Raw genomic sequence first — 21,649 nt, forward strand, 5'->3', positions numbered from 1 at the left:
AGTCTCCGTCGGAAGTCAGGAAGCGGTGGGCAGGCGCACGCCATAGAAGGCTTGAAACAGCGCAATACGGCTCAGCACGCGTTGGCGTGCGGTATCCAGGTAATCGAGTTCGGTCTGAGCGATGCGGGTCCGCTCGGCCAGCAGCGCGCTGCGGTCTTCCAGACCGGCATCCACGCGTTCATGCATTCGAGCAAGACGCAGTTGCTCGCGTTCGACCTGCTCGCGCGAGCGCGGTTCGGCCTGCGACAAGGTGGCGTGGGCGTCCAGCGCGTTGGCGACCTCGCGAAATGCAGACTCGATCGCCTGCTCGTAAGCGGCGACATCGGCACGTTCGCGTACGTGCGCCAGATCCAGATTGGCGCGATTGCGGCCTCCATCGAACAACGGCAGGTTCAGTTGCGGCATGAAGCTCCACACGCCGTGGCCCGCAGAAAACAAGCCGTTCAATCCGTCGCTGGCCGTACCCACGCTGCTGCTCAAGGTGATCGACGGAAAAAACGCCGCGCGCGCCGCGCCGATGTCGGCATTGGCCGCGCGCAATTCCAGCTCGGCCTGCTGGATGTCCGGGCGTTGCAGCAACAGCGACGAATCCAGGGCGCGCCACGCACTGGCAGGCGTATCAGCGGCGATCAGACCCTGCAGGTCGCCGGGTACCGGAGTGCTGTCGTAGCCGGCCAGCAACTGCAGCGCACGCAGCGCCGCAGCGTGATTGTCGTTGCCCTGCAGGGCCGCCACATGGGCTTGGTCGGCCTGTCGCTGCTGCGCATCGCGCTCGTCGCGCGCAATCAGCCCTACCTGATATTGCCGCTCGGCGATGGCAAGCAGCGCAGCGCTGTCGGCATCCAGCGATTGCAGCTGCTGCAGCGCCTGCGCGGTGGTGCGCTCGGCGGTGTAGGCACGCAGCACCTCTGCAATCAGGGCGCCACGCGCCGCGTCGCGGCCATAGGCGCTGGCCAGGTAGCGCTGGCGTGCGGCCTCGGACATCGCCTGCAGCTTGCCGAAAAAGTCCACTTCGAAATTGCCGATTCCCGCATTGGCAATCACCAGATCCTGCTGGTACCGCGCATCCAGCGTCGGGTTGTCGAAATGTTGCCGCAGCTGCTGCGCGCCGACGGCGAGCGTCGGCAGGCGCGACGCCCGCGCAATGCCGTACTGTGCACGTGCCTGTTCTACCTGCAACGCCGCACGGCGGAAATCGCCGTTGTGCGCCAAGGCACGTTCGACCAGGGGCCGCAGGTCGCGGTCTGGCGCGAAGGCCTGCAGAAACGCGCGCTCTTGCTCGTTCAGAGTGACGGCGGCGGCCGCATCGGCGTCGGGCTGGCCGGATGCCGGCGCCGATGCCGCCTGCGGGCTGCCGAACGTGGCCGGCACGCCGATCACCGGGCGCTGGTAGGCCGGCGTCAGCGAGCAGCCAACCGACAGCACCGCACTGGCGGCAACCAGGCACACGCAGGACCAACGATGCGGAATAATTTGTGGAATCATGATGTCGGAGCACAGAGCCAATCTCGACCGACATCCTCGACCCGCAGCGTCCAGGTTGTTTTCGGGAATTATCCAGATTTGATCGAGACGACAGGGCAACACGCCATGACAGGCAAAAAGGTTCTGCTGGTGGAAGACGACAGCGATAGCGCCAGCATTCTGGAGGCCTATCTACGCCGCGACGGCTTCGATGTGGCGGTGGCCGGCGATGGCGAACGCGCCATCCAGCTCCACCGGCAATGGGCACCGGATCTGGTGCTGCTGGACGTGATGCTGCCCAAGCTCAGCGGCATCGAGGTGCTGTCGACGATCCGCCGCGCCGGCGACACGCCGGTGATCATGGTCACCGCCATTGGCGACGAGCCGGAAAAGCTCGGCGCCCTGCGCTACGGCGCCGACGATTACGTGGTCAAGCCATACAGCCCCAAGGAGGTGGTGGCGCGTGTGCATGCGGTGCTACGCCGGAGCGTGGCGGTGCGCGCGCCGGGCGAGCCATTGCAGCACGGTCGGCTGAGCGTGGATCCGGCCGCCGTGGTCGCCAGCGTGCAACACGAAAACGGCGACAGCGTGGCGCTGGATCTGACGCCGACCGAATTCAATCTGCTCGCGCTGCTGCTCAAGACCCCATTCAAGGCCTTTACGCGCAGCGAACTGCTCGACGCCTGCCTGCCCGACAGCGATGCATTGGAACGGGTGGTGGATTCGCACATCCACAACCTGCGCCGCAAACTCGAAGTGCATGGCATCACCGGTGTCCTTGTCACCGTGCGTGCAGTGGGGTATCGCTTTCAATGAAGGTGCTGCGGCGGTTTCATGCCTGGCGCAACCAGGCGCCCCTGTGGTGGTGGGTGGGACTGCGCATGAGCGCGCTGGCGGTGGTGACCATGATGGTCATCGCGTTCGGCATGTGGTGCTATTTCAATCTGCGCTACAGCCTGATCCTGAGCAACGTGCCGGCCGAGCCGCGTGCCGAGATCTCCCAGCTGATCGAGCAGCCCCGGGCCAACCAGGCGCGCCTGTGGGAGCTGTTCCAGCGCTATTACGACATCGAAAATTTCCTGCCCGGGCTGGCCAATCCGGACTGGTGGATGCTGGGCGCCATGATGACCATCTCGGTCCCGGTCATCCTGTTCTGCGGCCTGCTTGCGTCGCGGCCGCTGTCGCGGCAATTTTCGCAGGTGGCTTTCGCCGCGCACCGGGTCAGCGATGGCGATTTCGGCGCACGCGCGCAAGTGGTGCGCGGCGCGCCGGACGAGCTCACCGCCCTGGCCGACGACTTCAATACGATGAGCGGCAGGCTGCAGCAATACGAGCGCGAATTACGCGACTCCAGCGCGATGCTGGCGCATGAACTGCGCACCCCGCTCAATGCCGCGATGGGACGCGTGCAAGGCATGCTGGATGACGTCTTCCCGCGCGAACCGGAGCAACTGCGGCTGGTGCATCGCCAGCTGGAGCAGATCAATCGGCTGATCGGCGACCTGCACCTGGTGTCGCTGGCGCGTGCCGGCCAGCTGGTGCTGGAGCCGGAAAGCGTCGAGCTGCGGGAGCTCGTCGCCGAGCGCATCGAGTGGGCAGGCCCGGCGCTGCGCGAGGCGCAGATGACCATTCACTACCCCACGGCTCCGGCGCTGCGCCTGCATGCCGACCGGCACCGGCTGGGCCAGGTGCTGTCGATCCTGATCGATAACGCGTTGCGCTACGCCGCAGCCGGCAAGTTGCTGGAAATCGAGGTGCGCCGCGACGGCAACAGCGTGCAGCTCACCGTCGGCGACCGCGGTCCCGGCGTGGCGCCTGCGCAACTGCCGCACCTGCTGGACCGCTTCTGGCGCGCCGACAGCTCGCGCGCGCGGCATTCCGGCGGCAGCGGCCTGGGCCTGGCGATCGCCTCGGCCATCTGCCAGGCGCACGATGGCCAACTGGTCGTCAGCAACCGCCCCGGCGGTGGTCTGCTGGCCAGCGTGCAGTTGCCGCTGGGGCGTTGACGCAACGCCCGGCCGCGCACGCCGCCAGTGCACTGCCCGCACCTGCGGGCAGTCGCGCGCCGATCACCGCGACTGCAGGCTCGGCACCGCGTCGCTCACATTGGCGTGGCGGCGCATGATCCAGTTGAACAACGGCGTGGCCATCAGCGTGGACAGGATCGCCATCAGCACCAGCACCGAGAACAGGCCCTGTTCGATCACACCCGCCTGCAAGCCGATATTGATGATGATCAGCTCCATCAGCCCGCGTGCATTCATCAGCGAACCGATCGCCATCGCGTCGCGGTTGTTCTCGCCGGTCGCACGCGCCGCGGCCCAGCAGGCCACGCCCTTGCCGATGAACGACGCGGCCAGGATCGCCACGCCCGCCAGCATGATCTGCGGCTGCAGCAATACGCTGAGCTGGGTTTTCAAGCCCGAATAGGTGAAGAACATCGGCAGCAGCAACACCACGACGAACGGCTGCATCATCTCGCGCAGCTTCTCGGTCAGTGCGCCCCTGGGCAGGCAGACACCGAGCAGGAAACCGCCGAACACCGCGTGGATGCCGATCGCATCCATGGCCCAGGCGCTGATGCAGAACAGGATCAGCACCACCGCCAGGACACTGTTGCTCAGCGGCTGGCCGGGCACCACATGATCGGCCAGCCGCTTGAGCAGATGCCGGCCGACGAAAATCATGAAGACCGCATAGCCGATGCCGCCGCCGATGGCCAGGTAGGCACTGCCCCAACTGCCGCCGAAACTGGCCAGCACCACGGCCAAAATGCACCACGCTGCGGCATCGTCGAACGCGCCAGCGGTCAGCGCCAAGGTGCCCAAGGGGCTATTGGTCAGACCGCGTTCGTGGATGATGCGCGCCAGCATCGGGAAGGCGGTGATCGCAATGGCCGCGCCCAGGAACAGCGACGCTTCGGCCAGCTTGGCCTTTTCCGAAAACAGGCCCTGCACGTTGATCAACCATGGGCACATGGCAAATGCCAGCAGGAACGGCACCGCGATGCCCGCCATCGACACGCTCATGGCACTGCGATAGCGCGCGCGAAAGTGGTCGCCGCGGAAATCGGTTCCGACCAAGAACATGTACAGGCCCACGCCGAACTGCGCGAACACATACAGCACGTCCATGGTCTGCTTGGGGAACAGGGCCGCCTGCGCGCCCGGCGCCAGCAAGCCGAACAACGAGGGCCCCAGCATCACGCCGGCAATCATTTCGCCCACCACCTGCGGTTGCCCGAGGCGCTTGGCCAGCATGCCGACCAGCCGGCACACCAACAAAATCGCGGCAGCCTGCAAAAAGAAATACACCGACATCTGCGGAGTGGTCATGCGTGCGGCGACATCCCTGAAAAGTGCGCAGATCGTAACTGGACCTGCCGCACTTCGGTAGCGTGCGGCGGCCGATGGCGATCTGAGCCACCTGCGCGCTTGGGCCCGCCAGGCGCAGCGCGCAGGTCATCCGCGCTTGCCTGCATCATTTGCCCGCAGCGGTCTGCGTCGGCACCGGCGTCAGCACCAGGTCCTGGAAATCGAAGCTGAAATCGGTCAGCGGCGAAATCGGCTCCATGCGCATCTCGCGCACCGCGCCGTCCGGGGTCAGCGCAAAATTGACGAAGGCATCGGCATTCAAGGAGCGGTCGTCCCAGCGCACGATGAAGCTGTCGTGTTGCCAATGCTCCAGCGTGCCCACCAACTGAGCGGTCCTGGCGAACTGCAGGCGCAGCCGCTTGCCGTCCTGGACGATCACCACATCGCCATACCAGGGGTCGCGATAGGTGGCCGCGTAACTGGGCAGCGGCAACGACGGCGTGGACCGCGCCGCGCGCGCGTCCTGGTGCTTCTTCCAACTTGCGTCCGCCTCGCTGTCGGCCTTCTCCACCAGCTTGGCGTACGCGGCGGTCCAATCGGTGGGCGGCACCTGCAAGAAGGCATCCAGCACCTGGAAGGTCACGGCGTTGAACGCAGCGCCCACCTCCTGATTGGTCAACACCACCACGCCCAGCTTCTGATCCGGCAGCAGCGTCAGGCGCGACACCATGCCGGGCCAGCCGCCGGTGTGCCAGACCAGGCGATGGCCGCGGTAATCGCTCAGGCTCCAGCCCTCACCGTAGCCGGCGAAGTTCGGCCGCGCCGCGGCAAGCTCGGGCACCTGCACCTCGCCGATCGGGATCGGCGTGATCATCGACCACATTTCCTGCTGGCGCTTGGCGCTGAACAGGGGTTTGCCATCGGGCAGGATGCCGCCGGCCAGTTGCACGTTCATCCACAGCGCCATGTCGTGCACGCTGGAATAGATGCCGCCGGCACCGGAGTTGTTGGACCAGGTCAGCGGCGCCACCGTGCGCAGCTCGGTGAAGTCGTACTTGGCATGCCCGACTGCCGCGTGATCGCCGGGCTGCAGATGGTCGGCGTTGAAGCGCGTGCCGCGCATGCCCACCGGGTCGAAGATACGTTGCTGCAGAAATGCCGCGTAACTCTGCCCGGAGACCTGCTCGATCACCTTCTGAGCGACTGCGTACAGGATGTTGTCGTACGCATAGCGGTCGCGAAAACCGCCCTTCAGCGGCACCTTGGCCAGGCGCTGCACGACCTCTTCGGTGGTGTAGCTGGTGCTGGGCCAGAACAATAAATCGCCTGCACCCAGGCTCAGGCCGCTGCGGTGCGCCAGCAGATCGCGGATGCGCATTTGCCCGCTCACATACGGATCGGACATGCGGAACCACGGCAGATGGTCGATGACCTTGTCATCGAGCGAGAGCTTGCCTTCATCGGCCAGGATCGACAGCGACGCGGCAGTGAACGCCTTGGTATTGGAGGCAATCGCAAACAACGTGTCGGCCTGCACGGGCGCAGGCTTGCTGGTCTCGCGCACGCCGTAGCCGCGCTCCAGCACCACCTGGCCGTCCTTGACGATGGCCACCGCAATACCGGGCACGTCGAACTGTTTGCGCACGCGTTCCATCTGCGCATCGAACTGCTGCATGCCGGCGGGAAGTTCGGCCGCGTGCGTTGTCGTCACCAAGCTTGCCACCATCAGCACGCCCCCACTCAGCCATCGGTTCAAGGTCACTGCATCACCTTCAGGTTGTTGGTCAGATCGATCCGCCGGCGCCATCCAGCGCCAACGGTTGCGGCGCCACCAGCACGCCATTGGCATCGGCGTACAGCCAGTGGCCCGGAACGAAGGGCACGCCGGCAAAATTCACCGGCACATCCACATCGCCCAGATCGCGTCGCTCGGTGCGGCGCGGGCAAGCCGCCAGCGCCAGCACCCCCAGCGGCAACGTGGCAAGAATCTCGACATCGCGCACGCAGCCGTGGATCAGCACGCCGGCCCAGCCGTTCGCCACCGCATTGGCCGCGATCTGGTCGCCCAGCAGCGCATGCTTGAGCGAGCCCTGCCCGTCCACCACCAGCACGCGGCCGTCGCCCGGCATGGCGGCCAGCTCGCGCACCCGCGAGTTGTCTTCGAAACAGCGCACCGTGACCATGGGCCCGGCGAATGCCGTGCGCCCGCCGAAGTGGCGGAACAGCGGTTCGGCGATCGTCACGTCGGGGTAGCGGTCACACAGATCAGGCGTGGTCCAGGTCATCGGGGCGATCTCGCGCGGCAGAGCTGGCATGGTAGCCGGCTGTGGCCGCGCGCGGGCGATGGGTGACGGATGACCGATACCCGATGACCGACACCCGATAACGCGCCATGCAGGCACGCACGCTCAGCGAAGGTGCGCGCACGCGGACAACGCTGCGTTCGCCGCGTCGTGATGGTCGCTACAAGGCAGTCGCCATGCGGCGCTTGCCGCGTATGGTCTCCGTCGAGGCGCGCAACGCAGCCGGCGTGGGTTTCCGCCAGCTACGCCGTCTGCGGCTTGCGCAGCCCATCTCCAGCAGCGTGCAACGCCGGCGCGGCAGACCAGCGCAGGCGTAACCCAACGTTGGCACGACCGCCAGCCTGCCATGCAACGTTGCGTCGTGCGGGCTCAACCATTGCACTGCCCCGCGGCGCCCATTGGCAACGCATTTTCTCATCGCGCCACCTGCGCCACGGCTATGATCGGCCGGCACGCGTCGCACCCATCGACGCATCCGCAATGACGCACGACCTCGCCAGCGAGTCTCCATGCAATGACCGATCTGTTCGCTTCCGCCCCGCCCGCCCTCGAAGGTATCCACATCGGCATTGGTGGCTGGGTGTATGCGCCGTGGCGCGCAGGCATGTTCTACCCGGAAGGCCTGGTGCAGCGCCGCGAGCTGGAATACGCAAGCCGCCACGTCACCGCCATCGAAATCAACGGAACCTATTACGGCACGCAGAAGCCGGCCACTTACGCGAAGTGGCGCGATGAAGTGCCGCCCGGCTTCGTGTTCTCGGCCAAGGCGCCGCGCCGCATTACCCAGTCGCGCAAGCTGGCTGGCACCAGGGCGCAGGTGGAAGATTTCATCGGCGGCATTGTCGAGCTAGGCGATACGCTTGGGCCGCTGGTGTGGCAATTCGAACAAGGGCACCGGTTGCAGGCCGACGATCTGGACGCGTTTTTTGTCGTTGCTGCCCAAGCGTGCAGGTCCGCGTGCGCTGCGCCATGTGCTGGAGATCCGCGACCACGATGCGGTAGATGCCTCGCTGCTCGCATTGGTCCGCGGCCATGGCGTGGCCACGGTGTTCACCGATTCGGATGAGCACCCCTCGTTCGCCGATCTCTCCACGGATTTCGTCTATGCGCGTCTGATGCGCAGCCAGGCGCGCCTGCATGCAGGGTATCCGGCGCCGGCACTGGCGCGTTGGGCAGAGCGCATCCAGGCCTGGCGCCGCGGCGAAGACCCGGCCGATCTGCCGCACGTGGACGCTTCGGCAGCGCCGGCACGGCAGCCGCGCGAGGTCTTCGTGTTTTTCATCAGTGCGGCGAAGGAACGCAACCCGGCAGCGGCGATGGCGTTGTTGAAAGAAGTGTCGGCGCGTCAGGGCAGCTAGCAACACGACAGCGCCGCCGCTTCGGATCGGCAGGTTCCATGCGTACGTTCGATTCTGCGTGCGGCGTCGGCAGCCCATCTGACGACGGCTTGCCGTTTTATCAGCCGCCCTTGGTCCGCACATGAGGGCAATCCGCGATGGTTGACGCGGCCGTCTCTTGCGCACAGCGCTGAGCGCTGAGGTGCCGCGATCGATCGCGGCATGGGCTGGTGCATCGCTCCTCGGCCATCCTGCCGTGATGCAGGTCGGTCGATGGCTGGCGGGTCGCACGATTGCTGCGCGACAGCCTGGTCAGCCATCCCTCCACCCCGCCGCTGCACGCCGGCGCCGCGTCCCTTGCAGCGCAACATCACGCAGTTTTCGGCGACAATGGCGCATGCCCACGACCGACCTGCGCAAGGCGCAACTGCAAATCCACTTCTGCGTCCTGCTTTGGGGCATCACCGCGATCCTGGGCAAGCTGATCACGCTGCAGGCACTGCCGCTGGTGTGGTGGCGCATGTTGATCGTGGTGGTGGCACTGGCCTTGTGGCCACGCGTGTGGCGTGGGTTGCGTGGCTTGTCCGGGCGTGTGGTGCTGGGCTATTGCGGCATCGGCGCGCTGGTTGCCTTGCACTGGCTTACCTTCTACGGCGCGATCAAGCTGGCCAATGCATCGGTGGCGGCGACCTGTATCGCACTGGCGCCGGTTTTCACGGCGATCATCGAGCCATTGGTCACGCATCGCCCGTTCCGTCCGCGCGAGCTGCTGTTCGGGCTGGCCGTGTTGCCCGGCGTGGCGCTGGTCGTCGGCGGGGTGCCGGACGGCATGCGGGCCGGCGTGGTGGTGGGCGCGATTTCGGCGGTGTTCGTCGGGCTATTCGGCTCGCTCAACAAGCGCATGGTGGCGCATGCCGACCCGCTCACCGTCACCGCGCTGGAACTGGGCGCCGGCACGCTGACCCTGACCCTGCTTGCACCGGCGATGCCGCTGCTGCTGCCGGCGTTGCATGGCGATCTGCTGGTGGTGCCCAGCCTGCACGATGGCGTGTTGCTGCTGGCGTTATCGCTGGCCTGCACCTTGCTGCCATTTGCGCTGGCGCTGGTCGCCTTGCGGCATCTGAGCGCCTATTCGGTGCAATTGGTGACCAATCTCGAACCGGTGTACGCCATCGTGCTGGCGATCGCGCTGCTGGGCGAACAACGCGAACTGACCCTGCAGTTCTATCTCGGCGTGGCGATCATTCTCGGCGCGGTGTTCCTGCATCCGGTCCTGGAGCGTCGGCGCACGGTGGCGCACCCGGAATTGCTCGGCACTGCCGAAGCGAAAAATATCGTCGACTGATTGCACAGCGCTGCAAGATCGCGCTTGTCCACAGCGACCGCCGCGTTGAAGCACACCGGCGTTCACGCTGCATCGCGCGGCGTCCGCGCCGCCCGGCATACGGCAATCGACGTCCCATGCGCTGGCCAGGCGATCTGCATCGGCAGGCGCGCAACCACGCGCCCCTACTCCAGTGCGACCACCTGATCGCGCCCACCGCGCTTGGCCGCATACAGGGCCTGGTCGGCGCGCTTGATCACTGCCTCCACGCTTTCCTGCGGGTACAAGGTCGCCACACCGATACTCACCGTCACCGGCAGCGCGATCGTCATCGCCGCCACGCTCTGGCGCAGGTATTCGCATTGCACGCGTGCCTGCAGCAGATCCGTATTGGGGAGCAGCAATACGAATTCTTCGCCGCCATACCGGGCGATGGTGCCGGCACCGGCCATATGCGCACGCAACAATGCGGACAATTCGCGCAGCACTGCATCGCCCTGATCGTGCCCATGCACGTCGTTGACGGTCTTGAAGTGGTCCACGTCCAGCAGCGCGACCGACAGCGGCTGGCCCACCGCACGCGTCTGTTCGGTGGCCGCCGCCAACGCCACCGCGAACGCGCGCCGGTTGGGCAGGCCGGTCAACGGATCGGTGCGGGTCTGTTCGACCAGGTCGGCGTTCAACGCATCCATCTGCGCGTAATAGCCAGCCATCTGCTGTTCGTACCACTCGCGCTCGTGCAACTGCTGGCGCAACTGCCTGCCGGCCAGCCGCAACTCAAGCAGCTGCGAGGCCTGCCGCGACAATGCCTGCAAGGCCTCGCGCTGGTCTTCGCGCAGATGCGCCGGGGTCTGGTCGAACACGCACAGCGAGCCCAGCGCCAGGCCCTGGCTGGTCACCAGCGGCGCGCCGGCATAGAAGCGCACCCCGCCGCTACCGACCACCATCGGGTTATCGTGGAAGCGTGGGTCCAGCAAGGTGTCGTCCACCATCAGCACTTCGTCCGGGCGCAGGATCGCGTGCGCGCAGAACGAGATATCGCGTGGTGCTTCGCTGCGTGGCGCACCGTGCGCAGACTTGAACCACTGCCGGTCTTCGTCCACCAGCACCACCGCCGCCATCTGCGTCTCGCACAGCGTGGAGGCAATCATGGTCAGGTCGTCGAATGCACGTTCGGCTGGCGTATCCAGCACGTCGTACTGGCGCAGCGCGGCCAGCCGCTCGGCCTCGTTGCTCGGCAATTCCGGTTTGATCACTGCCGCCCCCTGGCTGTTATCTGTGAAAGTATGCCGGAGCCCGGCAAGTGCCACCATCGGGCGCACCCTACGCTGCAGCGCCGTAAGCGCCGCCCCGGCCGGCATCGGATATTTCGAAGCGCGATCCATACAGCGGGCGCAAGCACCCGGCACGGCGTTGCACGTTTGGTGCGGCAGCACGGCACTACAGCGCGGGCATGTGCCGTGTCCGAAACGCCGGCTGCGCTGACCTGACTGCGATGCAGCCGGCCCGGCACAGGCGCTTACCAGTCGGTGCGTTGCGGCAGCAGGCCGCGCAATTCCGCGTCGCTGAGGTTGCGCCACTGCCCCGGCTTGAGCGCAGCCAGCTTGATGTTGTCGATGCGCACCCGGCGCAGTTGCGTCACCCGGTAGCCGAACTCGGCAGCCATCAGGCGAATCTGCCGATTCAGGCCCTGCTCCAGCACGATGCGGAAGCCGAATTTGGCAATGCGTGCGGTGCGGCACGGCAATGTGGTTTCGTTGTGGATGCGCACCCCGCGTGCCATGCCGCGCAGGAATTCATCGGTGACCGGTTTGTTGACCGCGACCAGATATTCCTTCTGGTGGCGATTTTCCGCGCGCAGGATCTCGTTGACGATGTTGCCGTTGCTGGTCATCAGGATCAGCCCTTCGGAGTCCTTGTCGAGCCGGCCGATCGGGAAGATGCGCTGCTCGTGACCGACGAATTCGACGATATTGCCCTTGACCGAACTCTCGGTGGTGCAGGTGATGCCCACCGGTTTGTTGAGCGCGATGTAGACGTGCTTGCGACCACCGAGCTTCTTGGCCTCGCGTATGCGTAGCGGCTGGCCATCCACCAGCACGGTATCTTCCGCGCCGACCACCGCGCCGGTGCCGGCGGGTACGCCATTGACGGTGACCCTTCGTTCGCCGATCAGGCGATCGGCCTCGCGGCGTGAGCAGAAGCCGGTTTCGGCGATGTATTTGTTGAGTCGGATCGTCATCTGCCAATTATCGGCGATTTGGAGCAGGCCGTGCGCCATGCCGGCTGACCGGGCCAGCAATCGGCAGCAGGCAGTCGCCAGCCGCGTTGTACACGCAGCACCGGCCTGACGCTGCCCGACATCGCCCGGGTCAAGCGCGCTACCCGGAGACGGCCACCAGCTGCGGTGTGTGCAACAGTTCTTCCAGCGGGCATGGACGATGCAGGCTGAAACCCTGCACCTGGCCCACGCCGGCCTCACGCAGCCCGGGGATGTCGGCCTCCGATTCCACGCCTTCGGCGACCACCTCGATGCCCAGCGCCAGCCCGACCTGGGCGATCGAATGCACCGCCGCGCGATCCACTGCATCGTGCGCATAGTTGCGGACGAAGCCGCAATCGATCTTCAACACGTCCACGGTGAATTGCTTGAGATAGCCGAACGAGGCCAGGCCGCTGCCGAAATCGTCCAGCGCCACGTGACACCCCCGCGCGCGCACGCTCTGCACGAAACGCTGCGCGTGTTCCAGATCGCCGATGACCGCGGTCTCGGTGATCTCCATGCACAGCTTCGGCACCAGTGCCGGGTAGCGCTCGAACAGGGCGCAGACGACGTCGAGAAAATCCGGCTGCGCGATCGATTGTGCAGACAGATTGACGTGGCACAGGTCCAGCATCGCCACATGCATCGGATTGGCCGCCAACTGCGCGCACAGCGCTTCCAGCACATAGGTATCGACCATGCGCCCCAGGCCGTAACGCTCCACTGCCGGCAAGAATTCACCCGGGCTCAGCACCCGTCCGTCGCTGGCGCGCATGCGCACCAGCACCTCGTACTGCAGGCGCCCCGGGTCGTTCAGCACCTGGATTTTCTGCGCGTACAACAGCAAACGCTCTTCGGCGATCGCCTGTTGCACCGCACTGATCCAGCCACCATCGTGGCGGCGCTGCGCCAGTGCCAGATCGTTCTCGTTGAAGCAGCGAATGCGGTTGCGCCCTTCTTCCTTGGCCGCATGACAAGCCAGATCGGCGGCGGTCATCAAGGTAGTGAGGTCGCTGACGCCGTGGCGAATCTCCACCACGCCAAAACTGCAACTGGGCGTCAGCGGTCGCCCGCCTTGATGGCTCCACGGTTGACCGAGCACGCCGTGCATGCGTTCCAGCACGGCCTGCGCCTGCGCCAGGTCGGTATTGGCCAGCAGGATGGCGAACTCATCGCCGCCCAGACGCCCCAACCAATCGCCAGAACGCAGCTGCATGGTGATCACGTCGGCGAAGTGGCACAGGAACTTGTCGCCGACCGCATGCCCGAAGGTGTCGTTGACCAGCTTGAAATGATCCAGGTCGACAAAGCACAGCGCGTGGCACATCTGCGGCGATTGCGGCAGCTCGATCAGGCGCAGCAGCCGGCGTTCGATTTCATGCCGGTTGATCAGCCCGGTCATCGCGTCGTGGCGCGCATGGAAGGCCACTTCGTCGGCCAGCTCGTGCGCGTGCGAGACATCTTCGATCACCGCCAGCACCAGGGTCGGCTCTTCCGGCCCCGGCTCGACCAACGACGCGCTCCAGCGGCCCCACATCACCCCGCCGTCGGCACGCACGAAGCGCAATTCGCCGGACTGCAGCAGCTTGGGCCAATCGAGCATGCCGCGGCTGTCCAGCTTGATGTCTTCCGGATGCATCACCTCGGCCAGGGTGCAGGCCTGCAACTCTTCGGGCCGGTAGAGCAGCACGTTGGCCATCGACGCGTTCGCATCCAGCACGTTGCCGCGCAGATCGAACTTGACCATGCCCAGCGCCGCCTGCTGAAACGCAGTACGGAAGCGGCCTTCATGCGACAGCAGATAATCGCGAATGCGCCGCATCGCCAGTACGCAGGTGATCAACACCAGCAGCAAGGTGGCCAGGCTGCAGACCACCATCACATCGTGCAGCAGCCGCGCGCAGCGGGTCAGGTAGGCCAGGAATTCGGACGCGTCGTGACGCATGCGGCCGTCCAGCAGATGCAGTTCATCGCGCAGTGCCTGCAGCGCACGCGGGTCGGGCCGGTTGGCGGCCTGCACCGAAGCGGCGCGGTCGGCCAGATCGCTCAGTTGCAGGATGCCGGCGTCGGTGCGCTTCCACAGCGCGATGGCGTCGCCGAGATACGGAAATTGGTGCCCGTAGCGATACAGCCGCACCATTTGCGGCATGTCTTCATGGGCATTACGCCCAGCGGTCAGACCGGCGTAGACCGCGTCCCAATCGATCACCGGCTGTTCGATCGCCACGCGTGCGGCGCGGTCGCCCAGCGGCACTTCCAGCGCGCGGCAGGCGGCCTGCAGATCGGCCGTATCCCCGCTGCCCAGGTAGCGCTCCATCCAGTACACCGATTCCTGCTGGGCGTTGGACCAATGACTTTGGCCAACGATCCAGGCGGTCGCACCGGACTGGACTTCGATCACCAGCGCCGACACCACCGTCATGCAGACGGCGATGCCGATCAACAGCGCCAGAGGAAGCGTCAGCCAGCCACGCACCAGGTGCATGGTCTGCCCACCGCCCTTGCCGCGTACTGCTTGCGCCATCGCCGTCCGTCCTTCGCCGCCCCAATGCGATTCAGGCGCCCACTGGGCGCCTGAAGGCAGTAACGGCCGCAACGGCCGAGTCTGTATGGCTATGCCCGCTTGGCGTGATGCGATCGGGGTTAGCGACGCTGACTAGATCAGCCTGATCGCCGCTGCCTCGAGGCGCCGTAACGCCTTACCTGCTCGCTATGCCCTTGGATGCATAGCGATACTGGGCAACCCGACCGTCTGCAGGATCCCTGCAAGCAGGGCCGGGCAGCCTTACTCGCCGCGCGGCTTCGGCGGACCCTTGCGGTGCGGCGCGCCGGCGCGGTCCATCGGACGGCCCGGGCCATTTGGGCGACCGGACGGCTTGCCGCCACGCGGGAAGCGCGGCTTGGACGCCGCTGCGGCCGCTTCGCCGTCTTCCAGCTTGCGCATGTTGAGCTGCTGGCCAGACACCCAGACCTTCTTGAGGTGCTGCAGCAGTTCGCGCGGCATGTCGGCCGGCAGATCCAGAATCGAGTAATCGTCCTGGATGTCGATACGACCGATATAGCGGCTTTCCAGCCCGGCTTCGTTGGCGATCGCGCCGACGATGTTGGCCGGCTTCACGCCGTGGCTGTGGCCCACTTCGATGCGGTAGCTCTCCATGCCGAACTCCGGCTCGCCACGTGGGGCCGGCTCGCGGCGTGGACGCTCGCCGGCATCGTCACCGCGCGGCGGGCGTGCAGCGCGCTCGCCGTCGGCACGCGGGCCACGTTCGAACTTCGGCTCGAAGCGGGGGCGATCGCCGCGGTCGGCACGCTCATGACGTTCGCGCGGCACAGTGTCCTCGCGCGCACCGCGCACCGGCGGGGTCAGCAGGAACGGGGCATCGCCCTGCAGCAGCTTGGCCAGCGCGGCGGCGATATCGATCGCCGGCACGTTGTTTTCGGCTTCGTAGCGCTGCAGCAGGTCGCGGTACATGTCGATCTGGCCACCGGCCAGGGTCTCGGTGATGCGGCTCATGAAACGCGCGACGCGGGTGTCGTTGACCGCGTCCACGCTCGGCAGCTGCATCTCTTCGATCGGCTGACGGGTGGCGCGTTCGATGGAGCGCAGCATGCCCTTCTCGCGCGGCGTCACGAACAGGATCGCGTCGCCGTTACGCCCGGCACGGCCGGTACGACCGATGCGGTGCACGTAGCTTTCGGTGTCGTAGGGAATGTCGTAGTTCAGCACGTGGCTGATGCGCTCCACGTCCAGACCGCGTGCGGCAACGTCGGTGGCCACCAGGATGTCCAGCTTGCCGTCCTTGAGCTGGGCGATGGTCTTTTCGCGTGCGGCCTGCTGCATGTCGCCGTTGATGGCCGCGGCCGCCATGCCGCGCGCCTGCAGCTTCTGCGCCAGCTCTTCGGTGGCCGCCTTGGTGCGCGCGAAGATGATCATGCCGTCGAACGGCTCGACCTCGAGAATGCGGGTCAACGCGTCCAGCTTGTGCAGCCCGCTCACCCACCAGTAGCGCTGGCGGATGTTGGCCGAGGTGGTGGTCTTGGCCGCGATGGTGACTTCGGCCGGGTCCTTCAGATAGGTCTGCGCGATACGGCGGATGGCCGGCGGCATGGTGGCCGAGAACAAGGCCACCTGGCGCTGCTCCGGCAACTTCTTCAGCACCGCTTCGACGTCGTCGATGAAGCCCATGCGCAGCATTTCGTCGGCTTCGTCCAGCACCAGCGTCTTGAGCTGCGACAGATCCAGGGTGCCGCGGTCCAGGTGATCGATCACCCGGCCCGGGGTACCGACCACCACATGCACGCCGCGCTTGAGCGCGCTCAGCTGCTGGGCATACGGCTGGCCGCCGTAGACCGGCAGCACGCGGAAGCCGGGAATGGCTTCGGCATATTTCTGGAACGCCTCGGCGACCTGGATGGCCAGTTCGCGGGTCGGGGCCAGCACCAATGCCTGCGGCTTGACCTGGTGGAGATCGGCGTTGGACAGCACCGGCAGCGCGAACGCGGCGGTCTTGCCGGTACCGGTCTGGGCCTGGCCGAGCACATCGCGACCGGCCAGCAACGCGGGGATGGTGGCAGCCTGGATCGGCGACGGCGACTCGTAGCCGACATTGGCAACGGCCTTCATCACAGCGTCCGAGAGGCCGAGATCTGCAAACAGCAGCGGCGCGGAAGATTCTTGGGTCATGGGTAACTCCGGAGGCGCCGCACGGAGCCGGCAGGCGCAAAGCAGCATAGTGTGCCTCTTCAGCCCCCTTGCTGTCGAAATTTTCGTGACAGTCCATTCAGGTTGTGAGGAATTGCGCTGCTGCGCGAATCATCCCCCGTGTCGTCCCTTGACCTGCCCGACCGGAGCCACGCCCCTGGACACAGACCTGCACACCCGCTTCAGCGCCCTGCTGCAGCAGCATCGCGGCATCGTGCTGAAGGTGGCGGCCAGCTATTGCCGCGGACGCGACGACCGCGACGAACTGGCGCAGGAAATCGCCACGCAACTGTGGCGGGCATTTCCCGGCTACGACCCGGGTCGGCGCTTTTCCACCTGGATGTACCGCATCGCCCTGAACGTGGCGATCAGCGATCTGCGCGGCCGCCGCGCGGCCGGCGAGCCGATCGCGCCGGATGCGGTGATGGAGCGCATCGCCGATCCACAGGCGCACGACCCTGTACGCGCGCAACAGGTGGCCGCGCTGTATGCCTTCATCGCACAGCAACCGCCGCTGGAACGCGCGCTGCTGTTGCTCTATCTGGACGAGCACAGCTATCGCGAAATCGGCGAAGTGCTCGGCATCAGCGAAACCAATGTCGCCACCAAACTCAGCCGACTGAAAACGCGCATTCGCGCCGAGCTGTGAACCCCACCGATCCGCAACCGGAGCAAGACATGGAACTGGACGACATCGCCCTGGCCTGGCGTTCGCTGGAACAACGGCTGGACCAACACGCTGCACTCACCGACCAGGTGCTCGGCGACCTGCGCAGCCACGCAGCACGCGCGCACCTGCGCCCGTTGTGGCTGAGCCAGTCGGCGCAACTGCTGTGCGCCATCGCAGTGAGTGGCATCGTTGCCCACAGTTGGCTCAGTTTCGCCGAACAGGCCGCTGCCGTCGTCGGCGGCGTGTTGCTGCAGGCGTGGTGCGTTGCGCTGTCAGCGTCTGCGGCCCGTCAACTGTGGCTGTTGTCGCAGTTGGATTTCGCCAGGCCACTGCTGCAGACACAGCGCGCGCTTGCACAGCTGCGGCGCTGGCGCACGCGCGTGGCGCCGTGGCTGGGCGTGGCGTTCTGGGTGCTGTGGGTGGCAGGGGCAGACGCTGCGTGGCGGGTCTTCACCGGCCAGTCGTTGCCGACCGCCTGGCTGCTATGCAACCTGCTGGTCGGTGTCATCGGCGGCATCGGCACCTGGCTGGGCTATCGACGGCTGCAGCGCAGCGGTCACCCCTGGCTGGAACGCCTGGACGCCGCGCATGCCGGCCGCAGCGTCGCCCGCACCGAAACCCTGCTGGAACAGATCGCGCGCTTCCAGCGCGAGTAGGCGGATAATCGCGGCCTCCCTGCCACCGAGCACACCATGCAATACCTGGAATTCGACCTGGACGGCGACTACATCGAACTCAACCAGTTGCTCAAGCTGGCCGGCATTGCCGACAGCGGCGGCCAGGGCAAGGCGATCGTCGCCAGCGGCGCGGTCAGCGTCGACGGCGTGCAGGAGCTGCGCAAGACCGCCAAGATCCGTCCCGGCCAGCTGGTGCAGCTGGACGATGTGGAAATTCGCGTATTGGCATGGAACCCGGACGCCGAGCCTGACGCATGAGGGTGGTGGAGATCGGCCGGCGCAACAACGCACCTTCGGCCGACGATCCAACCCACGACGTCTGTGTTTTTTCGATCGCCATCGACTCGGACCAGCCGTTCTGGCTGGAGCAGTCCATCCGCGGCGGCCATGCCGAGCGAGGCGGCTGCAGCATGCTGGCCTTGCACGAACTGGATGCCTGGCGCGGCGACTGGCGTGCAGAGGTGACCAGGGCCGGTTGCGCCTGGGTGATTCCACTGCTGGAGCAAGCCCTGCATACCGGCGATACGCAGGCGGCCATCGATGCAATCCTGGCGCGGGTGCAAGCGACTGATTGAAGCTCACACCCGCCGGCGACGCTGCATCAAATGCCCAGCAGCGCGCGCACCAGTTTGATGATGCCCCAGAACGACACCACCCAGATGGCGCTGCGCAGGTACGGAATACCCGCGGCATACACCGGCACATACGCCACGCGCGCCCACAGGTAGAGCTGCACGGCGAGTGCTGTTTCTGCGCTGGTGCGCCCGGCTACGCTCACCGCCAGCACGGCGGCCGCGAAGATCGGAAAGGTCTCGAGATAATTGCGAAACGCACGGTCCAGCCGCGCCGCCACGCCGGTGAGCGGCTTGGCCTCGCCATCGCGTGCGCTGGCATTCCACTTGGTGCCGCGCTGGGCGGTCATGCTGGCCGAGGCGGCCAGTAATTGCACCAGCCCGAGCACCATCGCCCAGCCCAGCATCTGCAGCTCGATCGTCAGTTGCATACGTTTCTCCCGGCCGATGGAAACATCACTTCACCGCCGTGCGCAGGCTGTAACCGGCCAACCGCCAGGTCTTGTCTTCGTCCAGACGGAACGACACCAGCTCGCGGACCGGTTGCTGCGCCTTGGCGAAACGGGTCGGGAAGCTGACGTTGACATACAGGCCTTCGGGCACCTGCGCGCCGGGACCGTACTTGACCCGCGTGACCGAGCCCTGCCCGCGCCCCACCACCGCACCCAGCCCCGCGCGTTCGGTGCCGATCTGGCTGACGAAGACGTCGCGCTTGACCGCGGTCTTGGCCACCTTGGACGCGCCATCCCACAAGGACGCGACCTGGTTGCCGTCCACCATCTGCGCCACGCGCAAGGCGGCCTGAGTCATCTCGGTGTTCTGCTTGGTCAGCTGCGCCTGCTGCGCCGGGCTGAGCGCCGGCTGCCCTGCGGGCGCTGCAGCGGCCGGTTGCGCTGCCGCCGGGCTGGCAGGGCGACCGGCCGCCTGCGGTTGTTGAGCGAACGCCAGCGCTGGAGCCAGTGCCAACACGATAACCAGACGAGAACGAAGCATTGGATGGGGACCTTGTACGGATCGGGTGGAAAGGGAGAGGCGCCACCCACCTTTTAGTGGGTAGCGCAGTCTAGAGCGCGTCATGCGCAACACAAGTCTGCGGGTGCAGGTCCGGGGACGGCGCTGAGGGCGACAAGGCAAGCGCTGACGCGGGCCTTTTGGAAAACACACTTCTCGAGCGCGCAAGCGGCGAGCAGAGACCTCCGGCCACCAATGCGCGCATCGGAAGTCATCAGGTCTGGCAGCGGCGTTTCATCCTTCTGTCTGGAGTGGCAGGCATGCTGCAGATGTCGGGCTCGGCTGGGTGCGCGGACGCGTGCCGCAATCACGTGAAGTGACCAGGCGCGCATTCCGCACAGGCACGCACCAACCTTGAATTCCCATTGCCGTTGTCAACGCGATCTAGACCTCGCTCCCGGGAGCCGGCGGTACGGCCGCCACGCCACGCGGCCGCCACAGACGCCAACTGACCCAGAAGGCACGCGCGATCGCGGCAATCAGCGCCGCCAGACTCAGCCAGGTGGCCAGCGTCGCCGGCCATTGTTCGTGCATCGCGGCAGCGGCCAGACGCAGCAGCTCGGCCACACCGAAGCCAACCAGCACCAACAGGGCCGAAGGTAGATATGCCAGTAACACACCCTTGGTCTTGCCTCGCATACGCCCCCCGGCTCGGTTGTGATGCAGCGACGATAGGCAGCGCGCAGTGCGATACGCGTGAAGCCCATCACTGCGCTCAACCGTCGGGGTGCGTCGCGGGCGACGGGCCGGCCTGGGCCGCGTCCTGCGCTGGCGCGGAGTCTGGCTCGGCTGCAGGTGTCGCCGCACCTGCGGCATCGCGCTGGGCTTGGTCGTTGTGCGTCTGGCCGGCCTGCGCCTCACCGGTCTGCGTCTCGGACGTCGGGCTGGCCGGCAGCGCCGCGGCATCGGTTTCGGCCAGCGGGCTTTCTTCCGGGCAGGCCGCATCCGGAAAGCCGAAGCGCTGCTTCAAGGCCAGGCCGCAGGCATTGACCGCGTCCAGGTCTGCACCCTCGCCCTTGCACTTCTGGTCGAAGGCGACCAGAAACGCGTCCTTGCGGCGTACGAAGGCATCGCCGCACTTGCGCATCTGGCGGATGCGTTCCAGATCGTCCTGCACGGCGTTGGTGCCGTCCAGCCCGTATTCGCGCAACTCTTCCACGCTGAGCAGGCGCAGGCTGCGGTTGGGCACGGTCATCATCAAGTCGGCCACCGCCACCGCCACGCCGTTGCGCTCCAGGTAATCCTTGACGTTGCCGTAGACCTCGCGCAGTTCGCGATTGAGCTCGGCGCGCGAAGTGGCCTTGGAGCTGATCCGCATCATGCGGTGAATGCCGACCTTGCCGGCGACCAGGCGGTTGTCGCCGGCCGCCAGCACGAACACGCAGGCGCTGTGGCAGATCGAGCCTTCGCGCACCCAGATGGTCCAGTTGGACTCGCCGATGGTATCGCCGGCGCGGATCGCCGCCTCCACCTGCCCGCCACTGGAATCCAGGTCCAGGATGCGATGCGGCAACTTCCACTGCTCCGCGACCGAGGCCAGCCGCCACACCAGCGCCGCAAAACCTGCATTGATCTTGCCGGCGTAGCGCACCCGCACCAGCCCGGTCTCGCGGCACGGCGCCAGCGCCGCTTCCACGCTGGCCCGGTCCAGTGCCGGCAACAGGGTGCCGTCGCCGGCCTCGCGGCTGTAATCGGTCGCGCAGCTGATCCAGGCCTGGCCCGATTCCAGTTCTGCCTGCGGCCAGCCGGCCTCGCCCGCCTGCGTGCGCGGGCGCGGTGGCGGGACCGGGTCGGGCGTATCCACCGACACCATGTGATCGCCATCGCTTGCCTGCCCTGCACCACTCTGCTGCGCAACCGCAGCATCGGCGGAGGTCGCCGACCGATCGCAGGCGGCCAGCAGGAGCAAACAGGCAAATGACAGACAAACCGATTTCAGCATGATGTGGGGCACGGAGCGCGACGGAGATCACCCGCAGTCTATGGCTGAATGGGTCGATGGGTTGACCCGG

The 21,649-nt window shown here is 66.4% G+C and carries 19 protein-coding genes and 1 pseudogene; 8 read left to right on the plus strand and 12 right to left on the minus strand.

Going from position 1 to position 21,649, the window contains the following annotated elements; all coding sequences use genetic code 11:
- Nucleotides 1-15: 15 nt before the first annotated feature.
- Entirely contained in the window at nucleotides 16-1,485 is a 1,470-nt protein-coding gene (locus AC1POX_RS14550) for an efflux transporter outer membrane subunit (protein WP_372357181.1), read from the minus strand.
- Between the two features lie 105 nt (nucleotides 1,486-1,590).
- Here AC1POX_RS14550 and AC1POX_RS14555 point away from each other — a divergent pair, with 105 nt between their 5' ends.
- Together AC1POX_RS14555 and AC1POX_RS14560 are read left to right on the plus strand one after the other, a co-directional pair.
- A complete protein-coding gene (locus tag AC1POX_RS14555; protein ID WP_005912893.1) occupies nucleotides 1,591-2,280 on the plus strand; it encodes a response regulator in 690 nt (229 codons plus the stop codon).
- Nucleotides 2,277-3,470 carry a sensor histidine kinase gene (locus AC1POX_RS14560; RefSeq protein ID WP_008573491.1) on the plus strand — a complete coding sequence of 398 codons (1,194 nt, stop codon included), beginning with the start codon at nucleotides 2,277-2,279 and terminating at the stop codon, nucleotides 3,468-3,470. The genes AC1POX_RS14555 and AC1POX_RS14560 overlap by 4 nt, the downstream gene beginning before the upstream one ends.
- A gap of 63 nt (nucleotides 3,471-3,533) precedes the next feature.
- Here AC1POX_RS14560 and AC1POX_RS14565 read toward each other — a convergent pair whose 3' ends face one another.
- The 3 genes from AC1POX_RS14565 to rraA form a co-directional block, all read right to left on the minus strand.
- Nucleotides 3,534-4,799: a cation:proton antiporter gene (locus AC1POX_RS14565; RefSeq protein WP_008573493.1), complete on the minus strand. Its 1,266-nt coding sequence runs from the start codon at nucleotides 4,797-4,799 to the stop codon at nucleotides 3,534-3,536.
- Nucleotides 4,800-4,944: 145 nt separating this feature from the next.
- The gene (locus AC1POX_RS14570; RefSeq protein ID WP_481108585.1) at nucleotides 4,945-6,540 is read right to left on the minus strand and encodes a serine hydrolase; all 1,596 of its coding nucleotides are present in this window, start codon (nucleotides 6,538-6,540) and stop codon (nucleotides 4,945-4,947) included.
- Nucleotides 6,541-6,562: 22 nt separating this feature from the next.
- Nucleotides 6,563-7,063: a ribonuclease E activity regulator RraA gene (rraA, locus tag AC1POX_RS14575; protein WP_071118636.1), complete on the minus strand. Its 501-nt coding sequence runs from the start codon at nucleotides 7,061-7,063 to the stop codon at nucleotides 6,563-6,565.
- Nucleotides 7,064-7,595: 532 nt separating this feature from the next.
- On the opposite strand from rraA, the pseudogene AC1POX_RS14580 reads away from it, so the two are divergent.
- Both AC1POX_RS14580 and AC1POX_RS14585 read left to right on the plus strand, forming a co-directional pair.
- Nucleotides 7,596-8,439, plus strand: a pseudogene (locus AC1POX_RS14580) (DUF72 domain-containing protein).
- A gap of 376 nt (nucleotides 8,440-8,815) precedes the next feature.
- On the plus strand, nucleotides 8,816-9,763 hold the full coding sequence (locus tag AC1POX_RS14585) for a DMT family transporter (protein ID WP_277574001.1): 948 nt from the start codon (nucleotides 8,816-8,818) through the stop codon (nucleotides 9,761-9,763).
- Between the two features lie 164 nt (nucleotides 9,764-9,927).
- Here AC1POX_RS14585 and AC1POX_RS14590 read toward each other — a convergent pair whose 3' ends face one another.
- The 4 genes from AC1POX_RS14590 to AC1POX_RS14605 all read right to left on the minus strand — a co-directional run bounded on the left by AC1POX_RS14590 (nucleotide 9,928) and on the right by AC1POX_RS14605 (nucleotide 16,689).
- Nucleotides 9,928-11,055 (minus strand): GGDEF domain-containing protein, encoded by a 1,128-nt coding sequence (locus tag AC1POX_RS14590; RefSeq protein WP_011348033.1) that lies wholly within the window; start codon nucleotides 11,053-11,055, stop codon nucleotides 9,928-9,930.
- Between the two features lie 206 nt (nucleotides 11,056-11,261).
- A complete protein-coding gene (locus tag AC1POX_RS14595) occupies nucleotides 11,262-11,984 on the minus strand; it encodes a pseudouridine synthase (RefSeq protein WP_014090599.1) in 723 nt (240 codons plus the stop codon).
- 139 nt (nucleotides 11,985-12,123) lie between these two features.
- Entirely contained in the window at nucleotides 12,124-14,529 is a 2,406-nt protein-coding gene (locus AC1POX_RS14600) for a putative bifunctional diguanylate cyclase/phosphodiesterase (RefSeq protein ID WP_145589940.1), read from the minus strand.
- Between the two features lie 261 nt (nucleotides 14,530-14,790).
- Nucleotides 14,791-16,689, minus strand: a complete 1,899-nt coding sequence (locus AC1POX_RS14605) for a DEAD/DEAH box helicase (protein ID WP_338339094.1) — start codon at nucleotides 16,687-16,689, stop codon at nucleotides 14,791-14,793.
- A 148-nt stretch (nucleotides 16,690-16,837) separates the two neighbouring features.
- Between AC1POX_RS14605 and AC1POX_RS14610 the strand changes: the two genes are divergently transcribed.
- Genes AC1POX_RS14610 through AC1POX_RS14625 form a run of 4 tightly spaced genes read left to right on the plus strand, consistent with a single transcriptional unit; the run spans nucleotide 16,838 to nucleotide 18,629 of the window.
- The gene (locus AC1POX_RS14610; RefSeq protein WP_372356313.1) at nucleotides 16,838-17,356 is read left to right on the plus strand and encodes a sigma-70 family RNA polymerase sigma factor; all 519 of its coding nucleotides are present in this window, start codon (nucleotides 16,838-16,840) and stop codon (nucleotides 17,354-17,356) included.
- Nucleotides 17,357-17,385: 29 nt separating this feature from the next.
- Nucleotides 17,386-18,033, plus strand: a complete 648-nt coding sequence (locus AC1POX_RS14615; protein WP_372356314.1) for a hypothetical protein — start codon at nucleotides 17,386-17,388, stop codon at nucleotides 18,031-18,033.
- Between the two features lie 36 nt (nucleotides 18,034-18,069).
- Entirely contained in the window at nucleotides 18,070-18,312 is a 243-nt protein-coding gene (locus AC1POX_RS14620) for an RNA-binding S4 domain-containing protein (protein ID WP_005912879.1), read from the plus strand.
- Entirely contained in the window at nucleotides 18,309-18,629 is a 321-nt protein-coding gene (locus AC1POX_RS14625; RefSeq protein WP_008576882.1) for a hypothetical protein, read from the plus strand. The genes AC1POX_RS14620 and AC1POX_RS14625 overlap by 4 nt, the downstream gene beginning before the upstream one ends.
- Nucleotides 18,630-18,655: 26 nt before the next feature.
- Here AC1POX_RS14625 and AC1POX_RS14630 read toward each other — a convergent pair whose 3' ends face one another.
- The 4 genes from AC1POX_RS14630 to AC1POX_RS14645 form a co-directional block, all read right to left on the minus strand.
- A complete protein-coding gene (locus AC1POX_RS14630; protein ID WP_017155823.1) occupies nucleotides 18,656-19,057 on the minus strand; it encodes an MAPEG family protein in 402 nt (133 codons plus the stop codon).
- A gap of 25 nt (nucleotides 19,058-19,082) precedes the next feature.
- A complete protein-coding gene (locus AC1POX_RS14635) occupies nucleotides 19,083-19,619 on the minus strand; it encodes a DUF4019 domain-containing protein (protein ID WP_303403068.1) in 537 nt (178 codons plus the stop codon).
- A gap of 402 nt (nucleotides 19,620-20,021) precedes the next feature.
- Nucleotides 20,022-20,276, minus strand: coding sequence for a hypothetical protein (locus AC1POX_RS14640; RefSeq protein ID WP_005912872.1), 255 nt, complete (start codon nucleotides 20,274-20,276; stop codon nucleotides 20,022-20,024).
- Nucleotides 20,277-20,352: 76 nt separating this feature from the next.
- Nucleotides 20,353-21,579, minus strand: a complete 1,227-nt coding sequence (locus AC1POX_RS14645) for a COG3904 family protein (protein WP_218488708.1) — start codon at nucleotides 21,577-21,579, stop codon at nucleotides 20,353-20,355.
- Nucleotides 21,580-21,649 lie beyond the last annotated feature (70 nt).

It is taken from the genome of Xanthomonas sp. NCPPB 3442 (genome assembly GCF_056725145.1).

What these genes read in the sequence shown, in the direction of transcription:
- AC1POX_RS14550 (WP_372357181.1), bottom strand. Translation starts at nt 1,485, where the DNA reads ATGATTCCACAAATTATTCCGCATCGTTGGTCCTGCGTGTGCCTGGTT.
- AC1POX_RS14555 (WP_005912893.1), top strand. Translation starts at nt 1,591, where the DNA reads ATGACAGGCAAAAAGGTTCTGCTGGTGGAAGACGACAGCGATAGCGCC.
- AC1POX_RS14560 (WP_008573491.1), top strand. Translation starts at nt 2,277, where the DNA reads ATGAAGGTGCTGCGGCGGTTTCATGCCTGGCGCAACCAGGCGCCCCTG.
- AC1POX_RS14565 (WP_008573493.1), bottom strand. Translation starts at nt 4,799, where the DNA reads ATGACCACTCCGCAGATGTCGGTGTATTTCTTTTTGCAGGCTGCCGCG.
- rraA (WP_071118636.1), bottom strand. Translation starts at nt 7,063, where the DNA reads ATGACCTGGACCACGCCTGATCTGTGTGACCGCTACCCCGACGTGACG.
- AC1POX_RS14585 (WP_277574001.1), top strand. Translation starts at nt 8,816, where the DNA reads ATGCCCACGACCGACCTGCGCAAGGCGCAACTGCAAATCCACTTCTGC.
- AC1POX_RS14590 (WP_011348033.1), bottom strand. Translation starts at nt 11,055, where the DNA reads ATGGTGGCACTTGCCGGGCTCCGGCATACTTTCACAGATAACAGCCAG.
- AC1POX_RS14595 (WP_014090599.1), bottom strand. Translation starts at nt 11,984, where the DNA reads ATGACGATCCGACTCAACAAATACATCGCCGAAACCGGCTTCTGCTCA.
- AC1POX_RS14600 (WP_145589940.1), bottom strand. Translation starts at nt 14,529, where the DNA reads ATGGCGCAAGCAGTACGCGGCAAGGGCGGTGGGCAGACCATGCACCTG.
- AC1POX_RS14605 (WP_338339094.1), bottom strand. Translation starts at nt 16,689, where the DNA reads ATGACCCAAGAATCTTCCGCGCCGCTGCTGTTTGCAGATCTCGGCCTC.
- AC1POX_RS14615 (WP_372356314.1), top strand. Translation starts at nt 17,386, where the DNA reads ATGGAACTGGACGACATCGCCCTGGCCTGGCGTTCGCTGGAACAACGG.
- AC1POX_RS14620 (WP_005912879.1), top strand. Translation starts at nt 18,070, where the DNA reads ATGCAATACCTGGAATTCGACCTGGACGGCGACTACATCGAACTCAAC.
- AC1POX_RS14625 (WP_008576882.1), top strand. Translation starts at nt 18,309, where the DNA reads ATGAGGGTGGTGGAGATCGGCCGGCGCAACAACGCACCTTCGGCCGAC.
- AC1POX_RS14630 (WP_017155823.1), bottom strand. Translation starts at nt 19,057, where the DNA reads ATGCAACTGACGATCGAGCTGCAGATGCTGGGCTGGGCGATGGTGCTC.
- AC1POX_RS14635 (WP_303403068.1), bottom strand. Translation starts at nt 19,619, where the DNA reads ATGCTTCGTTCTCGTCTGGTTATCGTGTTGGCACTGGCTCCAGCGCTG.
- AC1POX_RS14640 (WP_005912872.1), bottom strand. Translation starts at nt 20,276, where the DNA reads ATGCGAGGCAAGACCAAGGGTGTGTTACTGGCATATCTACCTTCGGCC.
- AC1POX_RS14645 (WP_218488708.1), bottom strand. Translation starts at nt 21,579, where the DNA reads ATGCTGAAATCGGTTTGTCTGTCATTTGCCTGTTTGCTCCTGCTGGCC.